General features: G+C 69.4%; 16 protein-coding genes. 6 read left to right on the top strand and 10 right to left on the bottom strand.

What is annotated here, in order from left to right; translation table 11 throughout:
- Positions 1-1099 (top strand): hypothetical protein (locus tag ACJ8AT_RS12395; RefSeq protein ID WP_407737907.1); only part of this gene is annotated, 1099 nt, incomplete at its 5' end.
- 55 nt (positions 1100-1154) lie between these two features.
- Here ACJ8AT_RS12395 and msrB read toward each other — a convergent pair.
- From msrB to ACJ8AT_RS12365, 6 genes are all read right to left on the bottom strand, one after another.
- The gene (msrB, locus tag ACJ8AT_RS12390) at positions 1155-1577 is read right to left on the bottom strand and encodes a peptide-methionine (R)-S-oxide reductase MsrB (RefSeq protein ID WP_407737906.1); all 423 of its coding nucleotides are present in this window, start codon (positions 1575-1577) and stop codon (positions 1155-1157) included.
- Positions 1578-1667: 90 nt separating this feature from the next.
- A complete protein-coding gene (locus ACJ8AT_RS12385) occupies positions 1668-3065 on the bottom strand; it encodes a pyridoxal phosphate-dependent decarboxylase family protein (RefSeq protein ID WP_407737905.1) in 1398 nt (465 codons plus the stop codon).
- 30 nt (positions 3066-3095) lie between these two features.
- A complete protein-coding gene (locus ACJ8AT_RS12380) occupies positions 3096-4631 on the bottom strand; it encodes an MBL fold metallo-hydrolase (RefSeq protein WP_407737904.1) in 1536 nt (511 codons plus the stop codon).
- Positions 4632-4705: 74 nt separating this feature from the next.
- The gene (locus ACJ8AT_RS12375) at positions 4706-6157 is read right to left on the bottom strand and encodes an amidase (protein WP_407737903.1); all 1452 of its coding nucleotides are present in this window, start codon (positions 6155-6157) and stop codon (positions 4706-4708) included.
- Positions 6158-6223: 66 nt separating this feature from the next.
- Complete coding sequence (locus ACJ8AT_RS12370; RefSeq protein WP_407737902.1) at positions 6224-7969, bottom strand: bifunctional metallophosphatase/5'-nucleotidase; 1746 nt, start codon at positions 7967-7969, stop codon at positions 6224-6226.
- Between the two features lie 47 nt (positions 7970-8016).
- A complete protein-coding gene (locus ACJ8AT_RS12365) occupies positions 8017-9330 on the bottom strand; it encodes a hypothetical protein (protein WP_407737901.1) in 1314 nt (437 codons plus the stop codon).
- Between the two features lie 466 nt (positions 9331-9796).
- Here ACJ8AT_RS12365 and ACJ8AT_RS12360 point away from each other — a divergent pair, with 466 nt between their 5' ends.
- The gene (locus tag ACJ8AT_RS12360; RefSeq protein ID WP_407737900.1) at positions 9797-10651 is read left to right on the top strand and encodes an MBL fold metallo-hydrolase; all 855 of its coding nucleotides are present in this window, start codon (positions 9797-9799) and stop codon (positions 10649-10651) included.
- Positions 10652-10664: 13 nt separating this feature from the next.
- Here the strand turns inward: ACJ8AT_RS12360 and ACJ8AT_RS12355 are convergent, their stop codons facing one another.
- The 3 genes from ACJ8AT_RS12355 to ACJ8AT_RS12345 all read right to left on the bottom strand — a co-directional run bounded on the left by ACJ8AT_RS12355 (position 10665) and on the right by ACJ8AT_RS12345 (position 12941).
- Positions 10665-11117, bottom strand: coding sequence for an HD domain-containing protein (locus tag ACJ8AT_RS12355; protein ID WP_407737899.1), 453 nt, complete (start codon positions 11115-11117; stop codon positions 10665-10667).
- Positions 11118-11124: 7 nt separating this feature from the next.
- Entirely contained in the window at positions 11125-11619 is a 495-nt protein-coding gene (locus ACJ8AT_RS12350; protein ID WP_407737898.1) for a hypothetical protein, read from the bottom strand.
- 119 nt (positions 11620-11738) lie between these two features.
- Positions 11739-12941, bottom strand: a complete 1203-nt coding sequence (locus ACJ8AT_RS12345) for an alanyl-tRNA editing protein (protein WP_407737897.1) — start codon at positions 12939-12941, stop codon at positions 11739-11741.
- 91 nt (positions 12942-13032) lie between these two features.
- Here ACJ8AT_RS12345 and ACJ8AT_RS12340 point away from each other — a divergent pair, with 91 nt between their 5' ends.
- The 4 genes from ACJ8AT_RS12340 to ACJ8AT_RS12325 all read left to right on the top strand — a co-directional run bounded on the left by ACJ8AT_RS12340 (position 13033) and on the right by ACJ8AT_RS12325 (position 20978).
- Complete coding sequence (locus ACJ8AT_RS12340) at positions 13033-14028, top strand: hypothetical protein (RefSeq protein WP_407737896.1); 996 nt, start codon at positions 13033-13035, stop codon at positions 14026-14028.
- A gap of 231 nt (positions 14029-14259) precedes the next feature.
- Positions 14260-18816 carry a glutamate synthase large subunit gene (gene gltB / locus ACJ8AT_RS12335; protein ID WP_407737895.1) on the top strand — a complete coding sequence of 1519 codons (4557 nt, stop codon included), beginning with the start codon at positions 14260-14262 and terminating at the stop codon, positions 18814-18816.
- A 3-nt stretch (positions 18817-18819) separates the two neighbouring features.
- Entirely contained in the window at positions 18820-20283 is a 1464-nt protein-coding gene (locus ACJ8AT_RS12330; RefSeq protein ID WP_407737894.1) for a glutamate synthase subunit beta, read from the top strand.
- A gap of 29 nt (positions 20284-20312) precedes the next feature.
- Positions 20313-20978, top strand: coding sequence for a hypothetical protein (locus ACJ8AT_RS12325; RefSeq protein ID WP_407737893.1), 666 nt, complete (start codon positions 20313-20315; stop codon positions 20976-20978).
- Between the two features lie 36 nt (positions 20979-21014).
- Here ACJ8AT_RS12325 and ACJ8AT_RS12320 read toward each other — a convergent pair whose 3' ends face one another.
- Entirely contained in the window at positions 21015-22184 is a 1170-nt protein-coding gene (locus ACJ8AT_RS12320) for a dipeptidase (RefSeq protein ID WP_407737892.1), read from the bottom strand.
- Between the last annotated feature and the right edge of the window lie 100 nt (positions 22185-22284).

Below are 22284 nucleotides of genomic sequence, written 5' to 3'. Positions count from 1 at the left end.
CCAGGTGGCGCTGATCCCGAAGAAGACGCCGTGGATGGCAGTGGACCTCGGGGATCTCGCCAAGGTGGACGCGGGCGAGACCGCGGCGCTCTCGCCGGCCCAGCGGAGCGGACGCGCACGGGGATACATGCAGCTCTCCACGCTCCAGGCGAAGCGTCCGAGCGCTACCGAGCATCTGGCCAAGGTGAACGCGCTCTCGAAGGAGGAGCACGGCGACAAGCGGCTGGAGCTGCTCAAGCGGGCCCTGACCGTCGCCGCGCCCCAGGAGGTTTCTCCGGTAGCCACGGCCCTGTTCGACGAAGCCTTCCAGGGCGAGCGGTACCCACTGGCCGTCGCGGCGGCCGTCCGGCTGAAGGAGACGGACCCGGCAGGGGCCCGGGGCGCCGCGGGCAAGGGGTGGAAGCTCGAGACGGTCACGAGCATCTACGGCTGCTCGGGCTCTCCCCTGGAGTCCCAGATCGAGCAGGTGGACTTCACGCCAGACGGTGAGTTCCCCAAGCCCACGGGCAACGTCTGCGCCCTGGTGACGGGGCTCTCCTCTCCCTGTGACGTGTGCCTCTCGGATCTCTCCGAGTACGACGCCAAGGAGAAACAGAACGTCCTGCGCAACAAGGTCGCCGTGGACAACACCCTCAGCGAGCACGAGGAGGTGATCACCAACCACCTGAAGGCCACGTCTCGCCTGGAGGACGCCTTCCCACGGCCCTCACGAATGAAGGTGACGGTGCACGCCTCGTCTGGCGCGCCGCCCGGGCGCCTGTTCGTGTTCGAGCTGCCGCTCGATGTGGACCGCTACCAGACCGGCCTCGTGGTGAAGCCGTTGTTCAAGGAGGCCCGAGTGTCGGAGGTGGCCCTCCCCGAGTCCGCCGCCGACGGCCGCTGGGACTACTGGATGAGCACGCTGCAATGGGAGGACGCGGCCCACGGCGCGGTCTTCTCCTCGGATCCGAAGGCCGCGTGGACGGCGGTGAAGGCGTTCGCGCGAGAGCTTCAGGCCAGGCCCCAGGAGCTGCTCTCGCGCAACGAGGAGGCAGGCGTGGTGTACGCGCTCCACCTCTCGGATCACTGCGGCCGCTGCCCGAACCACCACCAGCGGTGAGCCGGAGCGGATGGCCTCCGGCCCTTCGCGGGCTCGGGCGCGCGCCGAGGACGGCCTACGCCTTCACCAGCACGAGGGGCTGACCCTCGGGCACGTGCTTCATGGACACCGAGTTCATGCAGTAGCGCAGCCCGGTGGGCGGCGGACCGTCCGGGAAGACATGCCCCAGGTGCCCATCGCATCGGGCGCAGCTCACCTCGGTGCGCACCATGCCGTGCGAGACATCCCGGCGCTCCGTCACCGCGTCCGGGCCGATGGGCTGGGTGAAGGAAGGCCAGCCCGTGCCGGACTCGAACTTCACCCCGGCCTTGAAGAGCGGATTGCCGCAGCCCGCACACACGTACGTCCCCGGCTCCTTGGTACCGAGGAAGCACCCCGTGCCTGGGTACTCCGTGCCGTGGTTGCGCAGCACGTCGTACTCCTCGGGCGTCAGGCGCTTACGCCACTCGGCATCGCTCAGCTTCAGCTTGTCCACCATGCGGTCGCTCCTCTCCAGGCTCTGCGGCCCGCCAGGATGCGGCGGTCCCCTCTGTATAACGCGTGGCTGCTCCCTTGGCTTGAATCCGCCTCAGCGCTCCTTCGCGGCGGTGAGCACCTCCGCCACCACGGTCCGGACGTCCTCCGCGGTGGTGCGGTGGTTCACGAAGCAGGCGCGCAGGGCGTAGCGCCCGGACAGCGTCGCGTTGGAGAGGTACACCCGGCCCCGTGCGTTGATCCGGGCGAGCAGCCGAGCGTTGAAGGCATCGCGCTCGGACTCGGGCAGATCGCGGACGTAGCGGAAGCACACCGCGCTCAAGGGCACGGGCGCGAGCAGCTCCAGGGAAGGCTCGGCCCGCACAGCCTCGGCCAGCTGCTGGGCGTGCTCCAGGTCACGGCGTATCGCGTCACGGAAGGCCCCGAGGCCGTGATAGCGCACGGACAGCCACAGCTTGAGCGCACGGTATCTGCGCGAGAGCTCCATCGACTCATCGAAGAACGCGAAGCCCTCCACCGAGTCAGTGCTCGCCGCCTTCACGTAGTCGCCCGAGAACGAGAAGGCGCGGCGGGCAGCGCTGGCCTCCCGGAAGAGAAGCACCCCACAGTCCACGGGCTGGTAGAGCCACTTGTGCGCGTCCATCGAGACCGAGTCCGCACGCGCGAGCCCCTCGAAGCGCTCGGGGATCGCCAGCGCGGCGAACGCACCGAAGGCCCCATCCACGTGGAGCCACAGCTTGTGGCGCCGGGCCACCTCCGCAATAGCGGGGAGCGGATCCACGGCGCCGATGTTGACGGTGCCCGCGGTGGCGACGATCGCAAGGGGCCGACGGCCGGCCGAGAGATCCTCCTCGATGGCCTGCTCGAGTGCCTCGGGGCGCATCCGCCACTCCGCATCCGTGGGAATGAGCCGCAGGTTCCTGCGCCCCAGGCCGAGCAGCGCCACGGCCTTGGGGATGGACATGTGCACCTCAGCGGAGGCGTACAGGACTCCCGAGGAGGCGCCTTCCTCGTTGGCGGGAGCCAGGGCCTCGCGCGCCATGGTCAAGGCCATGAGGTTGGCCGCCGAGCCACCTCCAGTGAGGCTTCCGGAAAAGCCGTGACAGCCCAACGCATGGGCTAGGCCCCGCACCACGGCGCGCTCCATGCTCACCGCCGAGGGTGAGGATCTCCACGCGGTGACGTTCTGGTTGAGCACGCTGGCCAGGAAGTCCCCGAGCGCCCCCACGGGCTCGCCCGACCCAAGCACGTAGCCGAGAAATCGCCCATTGCCCGCTCGGGCCGCCTCCAACACCGGAGCCAGGGCCTCGAGCGCCGCCTCCTTCAATCCGGCCTCGGGCAGTCCCTCGGCGAAGAGGGACTCGGTCGCGGCTCCGGTGACAGCGGGGGCGATCCGCCGGGAGTCGAGCCCGGCGAGCCACTGCTCAGCCATCGCCGAGACACGGTCCGCCAGACGTCGGAAGTCTTCAGGAGACAGTTCGAGAGAGTTCATACCTTCAAGCTCGAGGAGGGTGTCACGAGATCACGGAGGACCGCCGAACGGCCAGAGGAACCCTGGCTGGCGAACGAGCTCCGGAGCCTTCCGCCCTCTCCAGCGCAGGCCCTCACCGGGTCGGAGCAGCAGGGCGCGAGGGCCATGCCGCCGCTGACGGTAGACCTGCTCCAACCGCTCTGGATAGGGATCGGCATCCGGGTTCTCGTCCAGGGTGCTGGCGCCGCTCACGGGCTCGCCGGGATAGTCCGGGTAGCGCGGCCCCATCCCTTCTCGCCAGTACCACGGCGCTCCACCATCGGCGCAGGGGACGACGTAGCGCGCGCCGAGCCGCTCGCCGAACTCGAGCGCCTCCTCGGGACCGGCCATGAGCTGCTGGGGCCGGGTGAGCGCATCCTGGGGGACATCCACGAGGAACGCATCCAGCGTGGTGAAACCGAAGAACAACGGCTTGAGCTTGAAGCCGCGCACGCCACAGAACAGCACGTCCACCGGGCCCTCGTCGCGGACTCGATCACAGACAGCGCGCATGTGGCCCCGCGAGTCGTGCCCGGCATCCGCGAAGAAGGCCGCCGAGAAGCCCGGCGTCCGCACCAGCCAGGTGTTCCCCTCGTTGAAGAGATCCGGGTAGAGCCCCTGTTCATCAGTCGGCTGCTCGCCGTGGAACGGGAGCGCACGGACGATGACATCACCCACCCTCCGCTCCTCGCCCCAGTGCAGCGGCTCGACCCGCGTGAAACCGAGCTGGGTCAGCCGCAGCACACAATTGGTGGAGAAGAGGCTCTCGCGCTCCACCGCTGGGACGAAGATGCGGGTGTCCCTCGGGAGCTGCAGCAACGAGCCCAGGTGGAAATGGTCTCCATGCGAGTGCGTGATGAGCACCGCGTCGATCGGCCCCAGGTCCCGTGGCTGCACCGGTGGGTAGCCCGGCGGATCGATCCCGCTCATCGGCCGGAAATACGGATCCACCAGGATCCGAGCCTCGCGGCCCGCCACCAGCACCGTGTTGTGCCCCACGAAGAACGCCCCGGGCTCCGGAACCTCGATGGGCCCTTCATGGCGCACCAACCACCCGGCTCCCGCCATGTCGGAGATCAGCTCTCCGATCGAGGGATTCGCGGCGAGGGTCCGAAGCTCGGCGCGGCTGGCCCCACGGGCGAGCGTGGCGAACAGCTCCGAGATCCCCGGCCACTCTCCCCGCTTCACCGGAACGTCGAGCCCGAGCTGCTCCTGGCGCAGGTGCAGCACCCGCGGCTGGTGGCGTGAGGCGTCCGGGAACAGCACCTCGCGCCGCAGCACCCGCCGGCCTCCGCGCCGCTTCTGGCCCTCGCAGAGCGCGGCGTAACGAGGCGTCTCCTCCAACCAGCGAATCAGCGGGCGGGCCTCCTGGAGCGCGCGCTCCGCTCCCAGCGCCGCGAGCTGCCGCTTCAACGCGAGGTGCGCCCGCCGCACCGGCCGAGAGGCAGGCCCCTGGATGCTGCACCCCAGGTCCTCATGATGCTCCGCCTCGGTTCGAGCCGAGGCGAGGACCGCCAGGCTGACGCCGCGGTGCAAGGTGAGCCGCATGGCGCTGGTCTCCTCCTCTCGCTACGGCGCAGGCGCCATGCGCTCCAGCCTCACCCGGTTCCGGTGGATGCCCCTCACGTGGAGCGACCGTGCGCCGTCGCGACATGAATGGGCGGCCTGCGCCGAGCCCACGGCCGAGCCCGCTCGAGCTGCCCGGCCAGGCGGAACAGCGTCGCCTCGTCGCCCAAGCGCCCCGCGAACTGCACGCCGACCGGCAGGCCCTGATCGCTCCAATGGAGCGGCACGCTCATGGCTGGCTGGCCCGTGACATTGAAGACGGTGGTAAAGGCGCAGAACGAAAAGAGCCGCTTCATCCACTCCTGCACCGTCGTCGGAGCGTTCGCGTTCAGCGTGCCCAGCCGGTACGGAGCCACCGGCAGCGTCGGCGTGAGCAGGACGTCATGCTCGACGAAGAAGCGCCCCAGATCCCGCGAGACGTGGTTCATGATCGCGAAGGCCCTCTGCAGCGCCACCGCCTTCACACCGCGCCCATGCTCCACGGTGGCCCAGACGGACGCCTCGAGCACCTCCGGCCCGGGCTTGCGCCCCATCATCGCCGAGAGCCCATCCACCCAGGTCGCCGTCGCGGAACTCCAGATCGCCACCAGGGCCTCCTCGAGCGCCTCGAGGCTATAGCGGGGCGATGTCTCGACGACGTCATGGCCCAGCTCCTGGCACAGCTTCGCCGCGCTCTCCACCGCGGCCACGCACTCGGGGTCGGCCACCGCTCCCGAGGCGGACGCTCGCGAGACGGCGATGCGCAGCCGCCCAGGCTCGCGCCCCACCTCCTCCAGATACGGCCGCTCCGGAGGAGTAAGGGTGTACGGATCCCCCACGTCCGGGCCCCGCGTGGCGTCCAGCATCGCCGCGCAGTCACGGACCGAGCGCGACAGGACGTGCTCCACCCCGAGCCCGTTCAGCCCATCCGCCACATCGGGCCCCGCGGGCGTGCGCCCCCGCGTGGGCTTCATCCCGAAGAGGCCACACAGGGCCGCGGGGATGCGGATGGAGCCCGCCCCATCATTGGCATAGGCCACCGGGACGATGCCGGCGCTCACGGCCGCCGCCGAGCCCCCGCTGGAGCCTCCCGAGCTGAACTCGGGGTGCCACGGGTTGCGGGTGGGGCCATACAGCACGGGCTCGGTGGTGGCGTTGAAGCCCAGCTCCGGCGTGTTGGTCCGTCCCAGCGGGACGACTCCGGCCTGCCGGTAGCGCGCCATGAGCGTGGTGTCGTGAGGCACCACCAGGCCTTGAAACAGCCGGCACCCCAGATCCGTCGGGACGCCCGCCATGTGCAGCACGAGATCCTTCAGGAGGAAGGGAACTCCAGAGAAGGGCCCCTGAGGCAGCCCCTTCTCCAGCGTGCTCCCGGGATCCACCAAGCCGATAACGGCGTTGATCGAGGGGTTCACCGCCTCGATGGCCGACAGCGCGGTCTGGACCAGCTCCTCGGGCTTCACCTCTCGCCGTCTCACGAGCTCCGCCAGGCCCAATCCATCGAACGTCGCGTATTCGCTCAGGTGCATGGCGGGGCTCCACGGGATGAAGAGGCCCACTCCCCCGGCCCGCGACCAGGGGAGCGGCGTCACGTCTTACGGCACGCGAACAATACGCCCAGTCGAGGGCGGAGACAGCGGCTTGTGGGTGCTCAGGTAGCCGGTGGCCGCGTCGAGATCAATCGGGCCCGTGAGCACGTCCTTCCCCTTCGTGAAGACCGTGTAGCCGTCGCCGCCCGCAGCCATGAAGTTGTTCACCGTCACACGGTAGCTCGTAGCCAGATCGATCGGCGCGCCGTTGAGCATGATGGACGCCGGATCGATCTTGCCGTTCACTGGGCCCGAAGCCGACCACGTGTAGGAGAAGCCCTCGGACACCTGCATGACGAGGGGACCGGCCGACTGGTACGGCGCGAACTGCTGCTCCAGCACATCCTTGATGTCCTGACCGGTGAGCGTCAGCGTCGTCAGGTTGTTGGCGAAGGGCTGCACGGCGAAGATCTCGGAATAGGTGATGTCTCCGACGTCGAGCTCCGCGCGAACACCGCCCGCGTTCTGGAAGGCGATGACGGCTCCACCCTTCTGCTCGTCCTTGGTGGCCCAGAGCATCGCGTCCGCGATCATGCTGCCGAGCGAGGACTCACCCGACTCGCCCGCCGGGACCGGGCGCACGGGCGCCTTCAGCACTACGGGCGTGTTGCCGACCACGGTCTTGGCCTGCGCCGAGGACTTGGCCACGTAGCCCTTGACGAACACATCCATGGCGTTATCCGCGTTGTCGTGGGTGACGATCAGGTTGTTCGCCTGCGCGTGCACCACATCGTGAGTGTTGCGATCCAGCTCCAGATCGACCTGGGTGAGGACCCGCCCGTAGTTGAGCGCGCTGGTGACGATCTTGTTGTCGATGCGGCAGTTGTACGCCTGGTGCGTGTGGCCCGAGATGACCACATCCACCGCGGGATCGAACCGGTGGACGATGTCCACGATGGCGCCGGAGACGCCGGTGCACTCGTTATACAGGCCCACCGGGAGGCCGCCCTCGTGGATCAGCACCACGATGGTCTCCACGCCCTGCGACTTCAGATCCGGGACCAGCGCGTTGACGGTGTCCGCCTCGTCCTGGAAGGTGAGGCCCTGGATGCCAGCCGGGTTGACGATCTTCGCCGTGCCCTCCAGCGTCATCCCGATGAAGGCCACCTTCACGCCGTCGAACTCGCGGATCTCGTAGGCCGGCAGGAGCGTCTTCTTCGCGGCCACGTCGGTGAAGACGTTGGCCGAGAGGTAATGGAACTTCGCGCCGGTGAAGGGAATCACGTTCCCGTTCTCGTCCTTCTGGCAGCCGTCCACGGGGTGGCAGCCACCGTTCTGCATGCGCAGCAGCTCGTCCTTGCCCTCGTCGAACTCGTGGTTGCCCACAGAGGAGATATCCAGCCCGACCATGTTCATCGCGTCGATGGTGGGCTCGTCGTGGTAGATGCCGGACACCACCGGCGAGGCCCCGATCAGATCGCCCGCCGCCACGACCACCGTGTGCGCGGGATCCTCCTCCCGCAGCTTGTTGATGTGATGGGCGAGGTAGGCGGCGCCGCCCGCGTTCACGGTGGTGGTGCCACCCTTGCCATCCGACACCGTGACGCGCCCGTTGCTTCCCGTGGGAGGCTCCAGGTTGCCGTGGAAGTCGTTGAAGCCGAGCAGCCGCACGTGGACCGTCGAGACGTCGGGCTGGGTGTCATCGCTGCAAGCGGTGAAGAGAACGAGCAAGGAGCCCGTAACGAGGGCCCCGAAGAGCTTGGAGACGCCGAGGCGCCCCAGAGCAGGAGAGGGAGTGTGGGAGTGGATCATGGGCGCGAAGGGAAATACCTGAAAACGGATCCGCGCGGAACCACCCGCTACCGATCCCCCCACGCCAGACCCATGCCCAGGGTGAAAGAGACACTGTGCGCCCACACCGCGTCGGGGGGCTTGAGACCCTGGTAGAGCACCTCGGCGGTGAGGGAGAAGGGACTGGCCAGGGCCGCGTGCGCGCGAAGCCCGAGCGGCACACCCCAGCGCCGTTGCCCCTCCCAGGGGAACAGCCCCACCCCCACCGAGGCCCGGAGATCGAGCCCCACCGGGTAGCCGGGCCGGGCCGTCCACAGCGGCGGCGAGAGCACCGCCAGGGAGCCGCCCGCGGGCTGGAGCGCGGCGGGAGCACTCCCCACCTCGCGCATCCAGTTGACGGACAGCATGAGCGCTCGTGGAAGCGGGAGCGCCGCGCTCCAGCCAAGAATGGGCGTGGTTCCGCGAGAGTCCCGCATGAGGCCCCCCAGCAAGTGCACGGACAGCTCCGGTGCGGGGTGGAAGCCGCGCAGCGTCACGGGCGCCGAGGATGCAGAGGATGCGGCCGCTTCCTCGAATTGATCACTCGCCCACTCGAGGAAGGCCCGGGAGTACGCGACCGCTCCTGAGACCCGCTCATCCATGAACGCCGAGTACCCCGAGGAATCGACTGTGTGCTCACTTCCCTTCCAGCGCACGGAGGTGACTCCGAACGCGTTGCCGACCTCGGCGCCGTAGTGGCCGAAGGCTCCCGGGCCGTGGATCGAGGGCTCCACCCAGAAGGCACTCCAGGGGATGGGGCCTTGCGGGGTGGGCAGGGACTCGTTGCGCACAGCGGCCAGGGTCTCTCGCGCGAGCGCTTGCTGCGCCGCGTCGCCGGGGAGCGGCGCCACCTCGCGGCCCGCCAGCCGAGCCAACGAAGCCCGGACGTCATACCGCTCGAAGCCATCGCCGAGGCCATGGTTCACCGGCACAACGTGAGGCGGCGAGGCCACGTCCTGCACGTGATGAACGAGGTGTCCCGCACGATCGAAGGCGCGATCCAGGTCGCCGTGACGGGCGGCCTCCATCGCCTCCTCCCACAACTCACGGACCCGCGAATCGGACGCGCGGCGGAAAGCCGTATCGAGTGAGCCTTCCGGGCAGTAGAAGTGGTGCCAGCCAGTCCACTTCACATGCAGGTTGAGATCCTCTGAGGTGGCGCCATGCACCACCGCGCTGCGGTGCGCCGCAAGCAGGGGCCGCGCCTTCGCGCCCTGCGCCGTGTCGAGCGCGGCCTCGGTGAGGGCCTGATGAGCCTCCACCGAGAAGGCCGTCGCGCGCAGAGGGGCTCCCAGGAGCAGGAGCCACACGATGACGGAGCAGGCGAGCTTCACGAGGCGCATGATGGCGCAAACGCCTCAGCGGCTCACATCTCCCCTGCCCCACCCGAGCCTGACTGCTCTCCTGGCGGCCCGGCCCCGCGCGGTGGGCTCAGGAGCTACGCGGCCCGGAGGTAGGACCGCCAGGACCTCTGCGCCGCGAGACGATGATGACGCTCCAGAGGAAGGCGATGAGCGCGAGGGCCACCGCGCCACCCCAGAACCAGGTCTGTGGACTGTGCGCGACCTGCCGGTTGTCACTCCCCAGCCCAGGTTGCGGTTGCGCGAGCGCAAGCAGGGGCATCAGAAAGCAGAGCACCACGGGCGGAATCGGTATCGTTCGCATGGTCATCCTCTCTGCCGAGAACGTCGTCATCCCGCGCTCCAGCCACAAGCCAACGAACGGAAGCAGGGCTGCTGCCTTCCAGAGGCTCGGCCCGAGGCGTATTCCGATCCCATTCGGGCGCGGCAGCCATTAGCGTTGCCTCGCATGCTGACCGAAGTGCAGGCAGGGCCGTACACCGTCCGAGGCATCTCGATCGGAGGCGTGTACACATCGCTGCAAGTGCCAGAGCTGAACGTGGTGCTGGACGCGGGGGTGCCGCTGCGGTCCTTCGCGACGACGGATCACATCTTCCTGAGCCACGGGCACTCGGACCACGCCAGCGCCCTGGGCGCCCTGCTGGGGATTCGCGGGCTGGTAGGCAAGCACTCGCCTGCCCAGGTGTTCCTCCCGGCGGAGATCGAATCAGCGGTCCAGGAGGCGCTCGCCGCCCTGCAGCGGCTGCACCGCTCCGCGATCGAGCTCGAGACCATCCCAATGCGCCATGGGGATACGCGCAAGGTCTACCGCGACATCTGGGTCCGGGCCTTCCAGACGCATCACGCGGGGCCTTCGCTGGGCTACCAGTTCTTCCGGCGCATCACGAAGCTCAAGCCCGAGCACCAGAACCTCCCAGGCGAAGAGATCGGCCGCCTGCGCCGCGAGGGGGTGCCGGGGATCTTCGACGAGCTCGAGCGGCTGGAGGTGGCCTACGCCACGGACACACTGTCAAAGGTGCTGGAGACCGCGCCGTCGATCCTCGAGAGCCGGGTGCTGATCCTCGAGTGCACGTACCTGGACGAGAAGCGCACGGTGGAGGAGACCCAGGAGCGGCTGCACCTCCACCTGGATGAGATCATCGCCCGGGCGGAGCAGTTCCAGAACGAGGCGCTGGTGTTGATGCACTTCAGCCAGCTCTACTCACCGGATCACGTGCGCGATCTGATCCGCGAGCGGGTCCCGCCCTCGCTGCACGAGCGGATCCGCGTCTTCGCCCCCGCGTCCAACCAGTGGTTCGGATGACCCGCGGGGAGGCTCAGGGAGCCGGAGCTCGCGAGGGCCGCAGGGCCTGAAGCTCCGCGAGCACGGCCTGGAGCTCGGGGGTCTCCATGATCTTCTGGGCCGAGGCGAAGAACTGCGACAGGTCGCCCATGCCCTGGTGCTCGTACACGCAGGCCTGGAGCGACATCTCGAGCCGATCCACCTGACGCACCAGCCGGGCCTCGAGGGAGGTGCCGCGCTCGTACTCTTCCCAGAGCGCGAGGTACTCGGCGCCTCGCGGGAGCCGGCCGAGGATCTGCTCCACGGCCTGACGCTCCAGCGCGTGCTTCTGGGTGGGGTTCACTCCGTCGTGCGGAGTGATGTCACCGACGCGGGCCTCGCCCAGATCGTGCAGCAGCGCGATGCGGACGACCTTGGAGACATCCGCGAGGGGAAGCGCGGACTTCCCGCTCAGGTGGGCGATGGGAGGCGGGGCCTTGGTGCGCATCCAGCGCTCAGGGCTTCGCGGGCGGGCCCATGTCCACTCCCGCGGGCTCGAATGCGCCGCTGGGATCCTGCGTCCAGAGCGAGTAGCGCCGCGTCGTCACGTCGTGCAGCTGCCCGCTCAGGTAGCAGAGCATGTACACGGTGGTCTGCGGCTCGGTCATGGAGAACATGCCGTGCATGAAGCAGTCGGCGCCGTCAGCGGCCCGCGTCTCCTTGCCGATGGGGCGCCCCAGCAGTCCGACCACCTCCGCCTGGGACATGCCCAGGTTCACCGCTTTGATCCCGTGGCCGGTGACGATCCGGATCATCTCCGGCTGGCCCAGCGAGGACAGCCACGTCGCCAGCACCGCCAGGAGCGGGATGAGCGGCACCGCCACGATCGCGTACAGCCAGCGGCGATCGGAGGTGCGCTCCTCTCGGAATGCAGTGAAGAGCGCCCCACTGTCAGAGGTTCCCTGCTCGGCCACCATGGAAGGGTTCACGCTGGTCTCTGGCGTACTCACGCCGCCTCACTTGCTGCTGTCAGCCCGTGAAATGCAACAAAACCCACATCTTACAACTCCGCGGGCCGTTGGGCTTTCCGAATAACGGATACCAACCCACGCGCCCCCAAGGCTCATTCCTACCCAAGCAGCGAGGCGACCAGCGCCGGGAAGTCCGTCCCCGGAGGCAGGCGCCCTTCCGCGTGCTCGGGACGGCCGCCTCCGCGACCACCGGCGGCCTCGGCCAGACGCTTGAGGAAGGCACCACACCCGAAGCTGGAGCCGCTCCCGCGGGCGATCAGCACCGAGAGCCCCTCGGGAGCACGGCCGGCGAGCAGCACCACCGACTCCGGCTGGGACGTGAGCCTCGCGGCGATGGCGCGCAGCGACTCGGGGTTGGCGCCATCGAGCACGGCCACCACTCGGTGGTCCGGGGACTTCTCCAGCGCCGCGGCCAGCTCCACCGCGGCCTGATCGGCCAGCTTCGCCCGGGCCGCGCCCAGCGCCTCGCGCGTGTCGGTGAGATCCCGCCGGAGCTTGTCGATGACCACCGGCACTTCGCTCGGGCCGCAGGTGAAGGCGCGGCTCAGGCCTCGCAGCGTGCCGGCCTCCTGCCATAGCTCGCTCCGAGCGCGGCGCCCCGCGGAGAACAGCACACGCCCCTTGCCCTTGTAGCGCTCCACCCCTAGCACCCGGATCATCCCCACCTGCGCCGAGCCCGTGCAGTGGGTCCCTCCGCAGGGCGACGCATCGAAGTCACCGATCTGCACCACGCGGATGTTCTCGGTCACCTTGGGCTTGCGGCGCAGCGGCAGGGCCGCCAGCTCCTCGGGCGTGGGGAAGAAGGCCCGGATCCGCACGTCGTCATCGATGACGGAGTTCGCCAGATCCTCGGCCTCGGCGACCTTCGCCTCATCGAGCACGTCCAGCTCCACGTCGATGGTGCAGAGCGTCTCGCCCAGGCGAGAGGAGACGGTGTGAGCGTTGGCCACGTCCACCAGCGCGGCCGAGAGCATGTGCTGGCCGGTGTGCAGCGCCATGTGCACGCGGCGGCGAGCCCGATCAATCTCGCCCGCCAGCTCGGCGCCCACCTCGGGGAGCCCCTTCCCCTCGGGCAGCTCCAGGACGTGATGCACGAGGCCCGCGTCATCCACCTGCACGTCCCGCACCGCGAAGCCACCCAGCACTCCGCGATCAGCCATCTGGCCTCCCGCCTCGGGGTAGAAGGCCGTGCGATCGAGCACGAGCGACGGCGCACCATTCCAGACCGCGTGCGCGATCACGCGCCCGGAGAACTGGTGCAGGTAGGGATCGGAGTAGTAGAGGCGCTCGGTGGAAGCCATGGCCCCGCAGGGATAACACGGGCCTGCTCCCATTTCGCGGTGCGGCCTCTCCAGGCGTCAGGCGGCCTTGCAGGCCCCCGTCACCGCGCCCATGAAAACCGAACGCATCTTCATTCCGACCGAATCCCCGCCCCAATCCCTCTGCTGGTGCGGGGACGCGCTCATCGATTGGGTCTCTGGTGGCATCGTCCACGGACTCGATGGGCGCTCCACCAACCCCTGGGTCCGCTACGCCTACCGCTTCGATCGTGCGGTGATGTCTCCCGACGGGCGGTACAGCGTCCTCTACGAGGTCCTCGGCACGAAGGGGCTGGTGTTGAAGGAGGGCAAGGTGCTGCGTGAGCTCAACCGCAGCTTCTACCATGCCACCACCTACGAGTACCCCATCGCGCTGCACACGCTCCCGAGCGGCCGAACGCTCCTGGCCCACTGCCCCGACGAGTACTGCCGCCTCGAGCTCGAGGACCTCGAGACTGGCGAGCGGCTCACCCGGCGCACCAGCCAGTCCCCGGACATCTTCCACTCCCGCCTCCAGTTCAGCCGCGATGGCCGCTACCTGCTCAGCGGCGCGTGGATCTGGCACCCGATCGACATGGTGTTCGTCTTCGACGTCGCCCGCGCGCTCGAGCAGCCCGAGTCCCTGGACGCCGCCGAGAATCCGCAGACGGGCGAGGACTGGGGCTGCGAGCTGCACTCGGCGGCCTTCGGAGAGAAGGACACCCTGGTCCTCTTCAGCTCCGACCCCGTTCCCGGCACCACCCGCGCCCCAGAGCAAGACGACATGGGGAGCCTGGGCGTGTACTCGCTCGCGGAGCGCCGCCTGCTCTCCGTGGTCGCACCGGAGGCGGCTGTGGGGACGATGCTGGGGGTGGGCGACCACGTGGTCAGCTTCTACCAGCACCCCACGCTCATCGAGCTGGCGACCGGCCGCACCGTGGAGCGCTGGCCCGAGCTCGCCACGGGCCGGCAGTGCAGCAGCATCATCCACCACCTACCGCCCTCGCCCCCGCTCGCACTGGATCCGGCCGGGCGCCGCTTCGCGGTGGGCACGGAAAAGGGCATCGAGATCATCCGTTTCATGCCGTAGCTCCCGTTACCCGCAACCGGACCTCGCTTGCCGCATCGCGGCACGCTGACGCAGTGCGAAATCCATCAAAGCTCGTGAGCCCATGGCCCAGCCCTCGCCCTCTTGCTTCGGGGGTGAACGTTCCAGGCAGCTCCCCCTCAATCGCTCCTTCCCCAGGTTGACGCGACGCATTACCATGGTCCGTCTGCCAGTGAACACCTTCGGGCCTCACCCGATGGAGGGAGTCAGCTGATGTCGCACGTCCCGGGGCGGTACGGGCTGTATGAACCCGAGACGGAGCACGATGCCTGCGGCGTCGGCTTCGTGGTCCATATCAAGGGAGAGAAGTCGCGCGGCATCGTCGATGATGCGTTGGAGCTCCTCAACCGGCTGAGCCACCGCGCCGCGGCCGGGCGCGATCCCGAGACAGGCGACGGCGCCGGCATCCTCGTCCAGCTTCCTCATCGGTTCTTCGAGCGCGAGGCCGCACGGCTCCGCATCGAGCTCCCGCCGCGCCGCCAGTACGCGGTGGCGCAGACCTTCCTGCCCACCGATCCCTACGCTCGCTCGGTGTGCGAGGCGATCCTGGAAGAGGTCGTCGTCGAGGAAGGCCAGCGCGTGCTCGGCTGGCGGGACGTGCCGGTGGCGCCGGAGCACCTGGGCCCCCTGGCGCGCGAGGTGGCGCCCGTCATCCGCCAGCTCTTCGTGGGCCGGCGCCGCGTGGTGCCCAGCGCCTTCGAGCGCAAGCTGTACCGCATCCGCAAGCTCGCCGAGAACCGCGTGCGCGAGCGCGGCGTGGACTCGTGGGGGCGCTTCCACGTGGCCAGCCTCTCGGCGGAGACGATCATCTACAAGGGGCTGCTCCTGCCCCGGCAGCTGCCGAACTTCTACGAGGATCTGCGGCACCCGGACTTCGTGAGCGCGCTGGCGCTGGTGCACTCGCGCTTCTCCACCAACACCTTCCCCACCTGGGAGCTGGCGCAGCCGTTCCGCTACATCGCCCACAACGGCGAGATCAACACGCTGAGCGGCAACCGGAACTGGATGAACGCCCGCCGTGGGCTGCTCCAGTCGGCCCGGCTCGGTGGCAGCCTGGAGCCGCTCTACCCGCTCATCGTCCCGGGCAAGAGTGACTCGGCCCAGTTCGACAACATGGTGGAGCTGCTCTACCTGGGCGGGCGCACGCTGCCGCACTCGATGATGATGATGATCCCGGAGGCGTGGGAGGGCCACGCCTCCATGAGCGACGAGCTGCGCGCCTTCTACGAGTACTCCTCCTCGCTGATGGAGCCGTGGGATGGGCCGGCGGCGATCGCCTTCACGGACGGCCAGCTCATCGGCGCCACGCTGGACCGCAACGGCCTGCGCCCGGCGCGCTACCTCGTCACGGACGATGATCGCGTCATCCTCGCCTCGGAGATGGGGGTCATCGACGTGCCCGCCGGCCAGGTGCGGCGCAAGGGCCGGCTCACCCCGGGCCGCATGCTGCTGGTGGACACCAACCAGGGCCGCATCCTCGAGGACGAGGAAGTCAAGGCGGACATCTCCGGCCGCTGGCCCTACCGCCGCTGGCTGGAGAGCAACGTCTTCACCTTCGACGATCTGCCCAGCGTCCCCGCGCCGACGCGGCTCGGCGGCGAGGAGCTGTGGCGGTTGCAGCGGGCCTTCGGCTACACGGACGAGGACACGCGGCTGCTGCTCCAGCCCATGGGCGAGACGGGCAAGGAGCCGGTGGGCTCCATGGGCACGGACACGCCGCTGGCGGTGCTCAGCGATCAGGCCCCGAGCCTCTTCTCCTATTTCCACCAGCTCTTCGCGCAGGTGACCAACCCGCCCATCGATCCCATCCGCGAGGCGTTGGTGATGACGCTGGGCACGGAGCTGGGCCCGGAGGGCAACACCTTCGAGGAGACGCCCGAGCAGTGCCACCGGCTGGCGCTGCCCGGCCCCATCCTCACCAACGGCCAGTTGGCCAAGCTGGCCTCCATCCGCGGCGAGGGCGTCTTCGAGACGCACGTGCTGTCGCTGCTCTACCCGCTGGACTGGGGAGAGGACGCGCTGGAGCACGCGGTGGATCGGCTGTGCGACAAGGCCGTGGAGGCGGTGGACGCGGGCGCGAGCATCCTCGTGCTCAGCGATCGCGGCGTGGACGCCAGCCACGCGCCCATCCCCACCCTGCTCGCGCTGTCGGCGGTGCACCAGCGGCTCGTGCGCGACGGCATCCGCATGTACACCGGCCTGGTGGTGGAGACCGCCGAGGCGCGCGAGGTGCACCACTTCGCCTGCCTCTTCGGCTACGGCGCCTCGGCGGTGAACCCGTACCTGACGCTGGACACGCTGCGCGCCATGGCCGAGGCCGGTGAGCTCCAGGTGGATCACGAGAAGGCGCAGCAGAACTTCATCCACGCCATCGAGGAGGGGCTGCTCAAGGTGATGTCCAAGATGGGCATCTCCACGCTGCAGTCCTACCGTGGCGCGCAGCTCTTCGAGGCGGTGGGCCTGGAGCGCGGCCTGATCGAGAAGCACTTCACCAGCACGGCCTCGCGAGTCCAGGGCGTGGGCCTGCGCGAGCTGGGCCGCGAAGTCCAGGAGCGGCACACGCGCGGCTTCGGTCCGCCGGCGGCCTCCGAGGAGGGGCTGCTGCCCTCGGGCGGCCAGTACCAGTGGCGCCGCCGCGGAGAGACGCACAAGTGGAACCCGGCCACCCTGGCGAAGCTCCAGGCGGCGGTGCGCGGCAATGACTCGGCTATCTTCGCCGAGTACTCGAAGCTGGCCGACGATGAGACGCGCGAGCTGTGCAACCTGCGCGGACTGCTGGAGGTGGTCACGGAGGGGCGCGCTCCGATCCCCCTGGAGGAGGTCGAGTCCACGAAGGAGATCGTCCGGCGCTTCGTCACCGGGGCGATGTCCTTCGGCTCCATCAGCGCCGAGGCGCACGAGACGCTCGCCATCGCGATGAACCGCATCGGCGGGCGCTCCAACAGCGGCGAGGGCGGCGAGGAGGCCCACCGCTACGTGCTGGACGAGAACGGCGACTCGCGGCGCAGCGCCATCAAGCAGGTGGCCAGCGCGCGGTTCGGCGTCACCACCGAGTACCTTGTCAACGCCGTCGAGCTGCAGATCAAGATCGCCCAGGGCGCCAAGCCCGGCGAGGGCGGACAGCTCCCGGGCCACAAGGTGGATGAGCGCATCGCTCGCGTCCGCTGGTCCAACCCGGGCGTGACGCTCATCTCGCCTCCGCCGCACCACGACATCTACTCCATCGAGGATCTGGCGCAGCTCATCTACGATCTGCAGTCGGTGAACTCGGCGGCGCGGGTGAGCGTGAAGCTGGTGAGCGAGGTGGGCGTGGGCACCATCGCCGCGGGCGTGGCCAAGGCCGGCGCCGGGTGCGTGGTGATCTCCGGGTACGAGGGCGGCACAGGCGCCTCGCCCCTGTCCAGCATCAAGCACGCGGGCCTGCCGTGGGAGCTGGGGCTCGCGGAGACGCAGCAGGTGCTGGTGCACAACGGCCTGCGAGACCGTATCCGCGTGCAGGTGGACGGAGGACTGCGCACCGCGCGGGACGTGCTCGTCGCCGCGCTCCTGGGAGGCGAGGAGTTCGGCATGGCCACCGCGAGCCTCGTGGCGGTGGGCTGCGTCATGTTGCGCAAGTGCCACCTCAACACCTGCTCGGTGGGCATCGCCACCCAGGATCCCGCGCTGCGAGAGCGCTTCCAGGGCAAGCCCGAGCACGTGGTGAACTTCTTCTTCATGGTGGCCGAGGACCTGCGGCGTCAGATGGCGGCGCTCGGAGTCCGCCGCCTGAACGAGCTGGTGGGCCGGGTGGATCTGCTGCGGCAGCGGCCGGGCGCCACGCACTGGAAGGCCCAGCGGGTGGATCTGTCCGCGCTGCTGGAGCCGCCTCGGGCGCCGGAGAGCGAGCCTCGGCGCTGCGACACGTTCCAGCGCAAGGACGTGTCCGACCACCTGGATCATGAGCTGCTCAAGCATGCGCGCGCCACGCTGGAGGGCGGCCCGCCCACGATCCTGACGCGCTCGGTGAGCAACACCCACCGCACCGTCGGGGCGATGCTGTCCGGAGAGATCGCCCGGACCCACGGCGCTCGCGGACTGCCGGACGGGCAGATCCGCATCCGGCTTCAGGGCTCGGCGGGGCAGAGCTTCGGCGCGTTCCTGACCGGCGGGGTGACGCTGGAGCTGGAGGGCGATGCCAACGACTACCTGGGCAAGGGGCTCTCCGGCGGGCGCATCATCGTCTACCCGCCCGCGGGCAGCCGCTTCGTCCCCGAGGAGAACGTGCTCGTGGGCAACACCGTCCTCTATGGCGCAACGGCCGGCGAGGTGTACCTCCGAGGCATGGCCGGCGAGCGCTTCGCGGTGCGCAACAGCGGCGCCCAGGCCGTCGTCGAGGGCGTGGGCGATCACGGCTGCGAGTACATGACGGGTGGCGTGGCGGTGGTGCTCGGGCCCACGGGGCGCAACTTCGCCGCGGGCATGAGCGGCGGCATGGCGTTCGTGCTCGATCGCGAGCGCTCGTTCCGCAAGCGCTGCAACCTGGAGATGGTGGAGCTGGAGTCCCTGGTGGACGAGTCGGAGATCTGGCTCGTCCACGGGATGATCGAGCGCCACTTCCAACACACGGGCAGCACGCTGGCGCGGCGGGTGCTCGACAACTGGGAGCTGATGGTGCCGCAGTTCGTGAAGGTGATGCCCACCGACTACAAGCGCGTGCTGCAGGCGCGCCGGGCAGCGCGCAAGGCGCCCACCATGGTTCCTCAGCGGCGGCATGCCGGGGGAGAGGGCTGAGCCATGGGAAAGCCCACCGGCTTCATGGAGTGGTCCCGAGTCCCTGCCTCCAAGCGGGAGAAGCCCGAGCGCGTCCACGACTCGCGCGAGTTCGTTCTGCCCCTGGCGGCCGAGGAGGCCAAGCGGCAGGCGGGGCGGTGCATGGACTGTGGTGTCCCCTTCTGTCAGCAGGGCTGTCCGCTGGGGAACCCCATCCCGGACTTCAACGAGGCGGTCTACCGCGGGCGCTGGAAGGCGGCGTTCCTCGCGCTGAGCAGCACCAACAACTTCCCGGAGTTCACCGGGCGGCTGTGCCCCGCTCCGTGCGAGGCCGCGTGCGTGCTGTCCATCGACCAGAGCCCGGTCACCATCGAGCAGATGGAGAAGGAGATCGCCGAGCGGGCCTTCGCGGAGGGCTGGGTGCAGGCGCAGCCGCCAGCGCGGCGCACGGGCAAGCGGGTGGCGGTGGTGGGCTCGGGGCCGGCGGGGCTGGCGGCGGCGGCACAGCTCAACCGGGCGGGCCACTCGGTCACCGTGTACGAGCGGGATGATCGGCTCGGTGGGCTGCTGCGCTACGGCATCCCGGACTTCAAGATGGAGAAGGGCGTGCTGGACCGGCGCCTGGCGGTGATGGAGGCCGAGGGCGTGGAGTTCCGCACGGGCGTGGACGTGGGCAAGGAGCCCGGCTACCGCGCCCTGCGCGAGCAGCATGACGCGCTCGTGCTGGCCATCGGGGCGAGGAAGGCTCGGGAGCTGGAGGTGCCGGGGCGCGAGCTGGCGGGCGTGGTGCAGGCCATGGAGTACCTGGAGCACCAGAACCGGGTGGTCTCGGGGCTGGCCACGCTGGAGCCTCGGCTGAACGCCGCGGGCAGGCGGGTGCTCATCCTCGGCGGTGGAGACACGGGCTCGGACTGCCTGGGCACGGCGCTGCGCCAGGGCGCGCAGAGTGTGACGCAGGTGGAGCTGCTCCCGGCCCCGCCGATGACACGAGCCGCCAACAACCCGTGGCCGCGCTGGCCGCTGGTGTTCCGCACCTCTTCCAGCCAGGAAGAAGGCGGCGAGCGCGCGTTCGGGCTCATGACGAAGCACCTGTCCGGCAGCGACGGACGGCTCCAGCAACTGCACGCGGTGAAGGTGGAGTTGCAGCGGCAGGAGGACGGCTCCACGCGGCTGGTGGAGGTGCCGGGCTCCGAGCAGGTGTCCGAGGTGGACCTGCTCATCCTGGCCATGGGGTTCACGGGGCCGGACACGGCCCAGCTTCAGGAGGAGCTGGGGGTGCGGCTCACTGCTCGCGGCGCGGTGCAGGTGGACGGGCGCTTCGCGACTTCGGCGGACGGGGTGTTCTGCGCGGGCGATGCGAGCCGAGGCGCCAGCCTCATCGTCTGGGCCATCTCGGACGGGCGCGAGGCGGCGAAGGCGGCCGATGCGTGGCTCTCCGGAAAGCCCTCCGCACTGCCGACCCGAGGCCGGGACGCTTCGTTCGGCTGAGCACCTGCCTTTGGACTAGCCTGCCGCGCATGAAGCCCTGGGAAGTCCTCGCGCGAGTGCCCGCTCCGGACGGTGGTGAGTTCGTGCTGCACCACCGCGATGGCGAGTACGTCATCCGCGTGCACGGCCAGGAGCTCATGTCCTCGCGGGTGCATGGCTCGGAGGAGGCCATGGCGCGGCTGGGGTGCGCGGGCCTGAGCCCCGTCTCGGGGGCTCGGGTGCTCATCGGTGGATTGGGGCTCGGCTACACGCTGCGCGCGACGCTGGATGTCTTGGGCGCAAAGGCCCAAGTGGTCGTCGCGGAGCTGGCCGAGGCCATCGTCGAGTGGAACCGAGGGCCGCTGGCCCCTCTGGCAGGTCGGCCCCTGGAGGATCCACGTGTCCGAGTGGAGGTCTCGGATGTGAGGCGCGTGATGCGCAGCGCAGCGCCCTGGCACGCGATCCTGCTCGATGTGGACAATGGGCCCGCGGCGCTCACTCGGGCCTCCAACGCGAGCCTCTATGACAAGCAGGGACTCGCCGCGGCACATGAGGCCCTGGCTCCCCGTGGCGCGCTGGTGGTGTGGAGCGCGGGCCCCGACGACCGCTTCACCTCACGGCTCGGGCAGGCGGGCTTCGACGTCGAGACGCACTCGGTGCCCGCGGGCAAGGGCCGAGGCACGCGCCACACGCTCTTCGTCGCACGGCGCCGCTGACAGAAGACGTACACCGTGGAGCAATGAGCCCCGGCCTCACTGCGCCGGCAGATTGCCCTTCAGGACCCGCAGGGCGTTCTCGCCCGCGATCTTCCGGATCTCCCCTTCGCTGAAGCCCTCCGCGATCAGCGCGTCCGTCAGCTCGACCAGGCCCGCCGTATCGAACGGGGCCGCTACGGCACCGTCGTAGTCCGAGCCCAGCCCCACGTGATCGATCCCGGCCACCGTCACCGCATACCGGACCGCTCGGGCGATGGCCTTCGCGTCCTTGCCACAGGTCGCGGTGTCCCAGTACCCGATGCCCACCACTCCACCGTTGCGAGCCACCGCGCGGAGCTGCTCGTCACTCAGGTTCCGGGTGTTGTCGCACGTGCCCTTCACCCCCGTGTGCGAGACGACCAGGGGCCGAGTGGCCATCGCGAGCACCTCCGAGATGGTCTTCGGCGAGGAGTGCGCCAGATCGAGGGTCATCCCCTTCTCCTCCATCCGCTTCACGACGGCGCGCCCCAGCTCCGTCAGGCCGCCCTTCTGGACACCATGGGCCGAACCGCTGACCTCGTTGTCGAAGAAGTGAGCGAACCCCAGCATCCGGAACCCGGCGTCGTAGAGCTCATCCACCGCGTCGATGTTCCCTTCCAGCGCGTGCATCCCTTCCAGGGAGAGCAGCGCCCCCACCCGGCCCTTGTCCTTCTCCCGCTCCGCCAGGAAGCGCTCCAGGTCCGCGCGGGTGCGGATGAACACCAGCTTCCCGTCCGAGGCCTCGGCGGTCTTCGCCAGCTTCTTCGCCTCGTACAGCGCGCGGGCCTTGAGGCTGAACCACGTCTTCGGCGGCCAGCGCTGGGCGAAGGCGAGGAGCTGGATGTCATCCGTCTTGTCGTCGTTGCGCTCCGTGTTCATGTGCTTCGGCGTCTTGGTGACGACGCTGAAGACCTGCAGGGCGACGTTGCCCTCGATGAGGCGGGGCACGTCCACCTGTCCCTGCGTCCCCCGCTGATTCAGGTCGCGGTTCCACAGCAGCGGATCGGCGTGGAGGTCCGCGATGAGGAGCCCCGAGTGCAGCGCGGCCCCTTGCTTCGTGGGCGTGTACGGAGTCTTCCGGAGCACCGGGTTCATCTGCGCGGCGACGCGAGAGGCCTTGATATCGAGGCCCACGGCGGTGCCCGCGAGCAGGACGACCACGACTCCCAGGATGATCCATTTCTTCACGACACCCTCCGGCAACACGAGCATGAGGATTATCACCGAGAGTGCCATCGTCTTGTCGGGCAAGCAGGTATCGGCGAGGCTCCCGCGGCACTTTTCACCC

The sequence above is a fragment of the Hyalangium sp. genome (assembly GCF_045802625.1).
GTDB lineage: Bacteria > Myxococcota > Myxococcia > Myxococcales > Myxococcaceae > Hyalangium.
The sequence above is the reverse complement of the archived record's forward strand: the minus strand, read 5'-3'. Positions and strand labels throughout refer to the sequence as shown.

What these genes read in the sequence shown, in the direction of transcription:
- ACJ8AT_RS12380 (WP_407737904.1), bottom strand. Translation starts at nt 4,631, where the DNA reads ATGCGGCTCACCTTGCACCGCGGCGTCAGCCTGGCGGTCCTCGCCTCG.
- gltB (WP_407737895.1), top strand. Translation starts at nt 14,260, where the DNA reads ATGTCGCACGTCCCGGGGCGGTACGGGCTGTATGAACCCGAGACGGAG.
- ACJ8AT_RS12330 (WP_407737894.1), top strand. Translation starts at nt 18,820, where the DNA reads ATGGGAAAGCCCACCGGCTTCATGGAGTGGTCCCGAGTCCCTGCCTCC.
- ACJ8AT_RS12360 (WP_407737900.1), top strand. Translation starts at nt 9,797, where the DNA reads ATGCTGACCGAAGTGCAGGCAGGGCCGTACACCGTCCGAGGCATCTCG.
- ACJ8AT_RS12365 (WP_407737901.1), bottom strand. Translation starts at nt 9,330, where the DNA reads ATGCGCCTCGTGAAGCTCGCCTGCTCCGTCATCGTGTGGCTCCTGCTC.
- ACJ8AT_RS12355 (WP_407737899.1), bottom strand. Translation starts at nt 11,117, where the DNA reads ATGCGCACCAAGGCCCCGCCTCCCATCGCCCACCTGAGCGGGAAGTCC.
- ACJ8AT_RS12375 (WP_407737903.1), bottom strand. Translation starts at nt 6,157, where the DNA reads ATGCACCTGAGCGAATACGCGACGTTCGATGGATTGGGCCTGGCGGAG.
- ACJ8AT_RS12385 (WP_407737905.1), bottom strand. Translation starts at nt 3,065, where the DNA reads ATGAACTCTCTCGAACTGTCTCCTGAAGACTTCCGACGTCTGGCGGAC.
- ACJ8AT_RS12340 (WP_407737896.1), top strand. Translation starts at nt 13,033, where the DNA reads ATGAAAACCGAACGCATCTTCATTCCGACCGAATCCCCGCCCCAATCC.
- ACJ8AT_RS12345 (WP_407737897.1), bottom strand. Translation starts at nt 12,941, where the DNA reads ATGGCTTCCACCGAGCGCCTCTACTACTCCGATCCCTACCTGCACCAG.
- msrB (WP_407737906.1), bottom strand. Translation starts at nt 1,577, where the DNA reads ATGGTGGACAAGCTGAAGCTGAGCGATGCCGAGTGGCGTAAGCGCCTG.
- ACJ8AT_RS12325 (WP_407737893.1), top strand. Translation starts at nt 20,313, where the DNA reads ATGAAGCCCTGGGAAGTCCTCGCGCGAGTGCCCGCTCCGGACGGTGGT.
- ACJ8AT_RS12370 (WP_407737902.1), bottom strand. Translation starts at nt 7,969, where the DNA reads ATGATCCACTCCCACACTCCCTCTCCTGCTCTGGGGCGCCTCGGCGTC.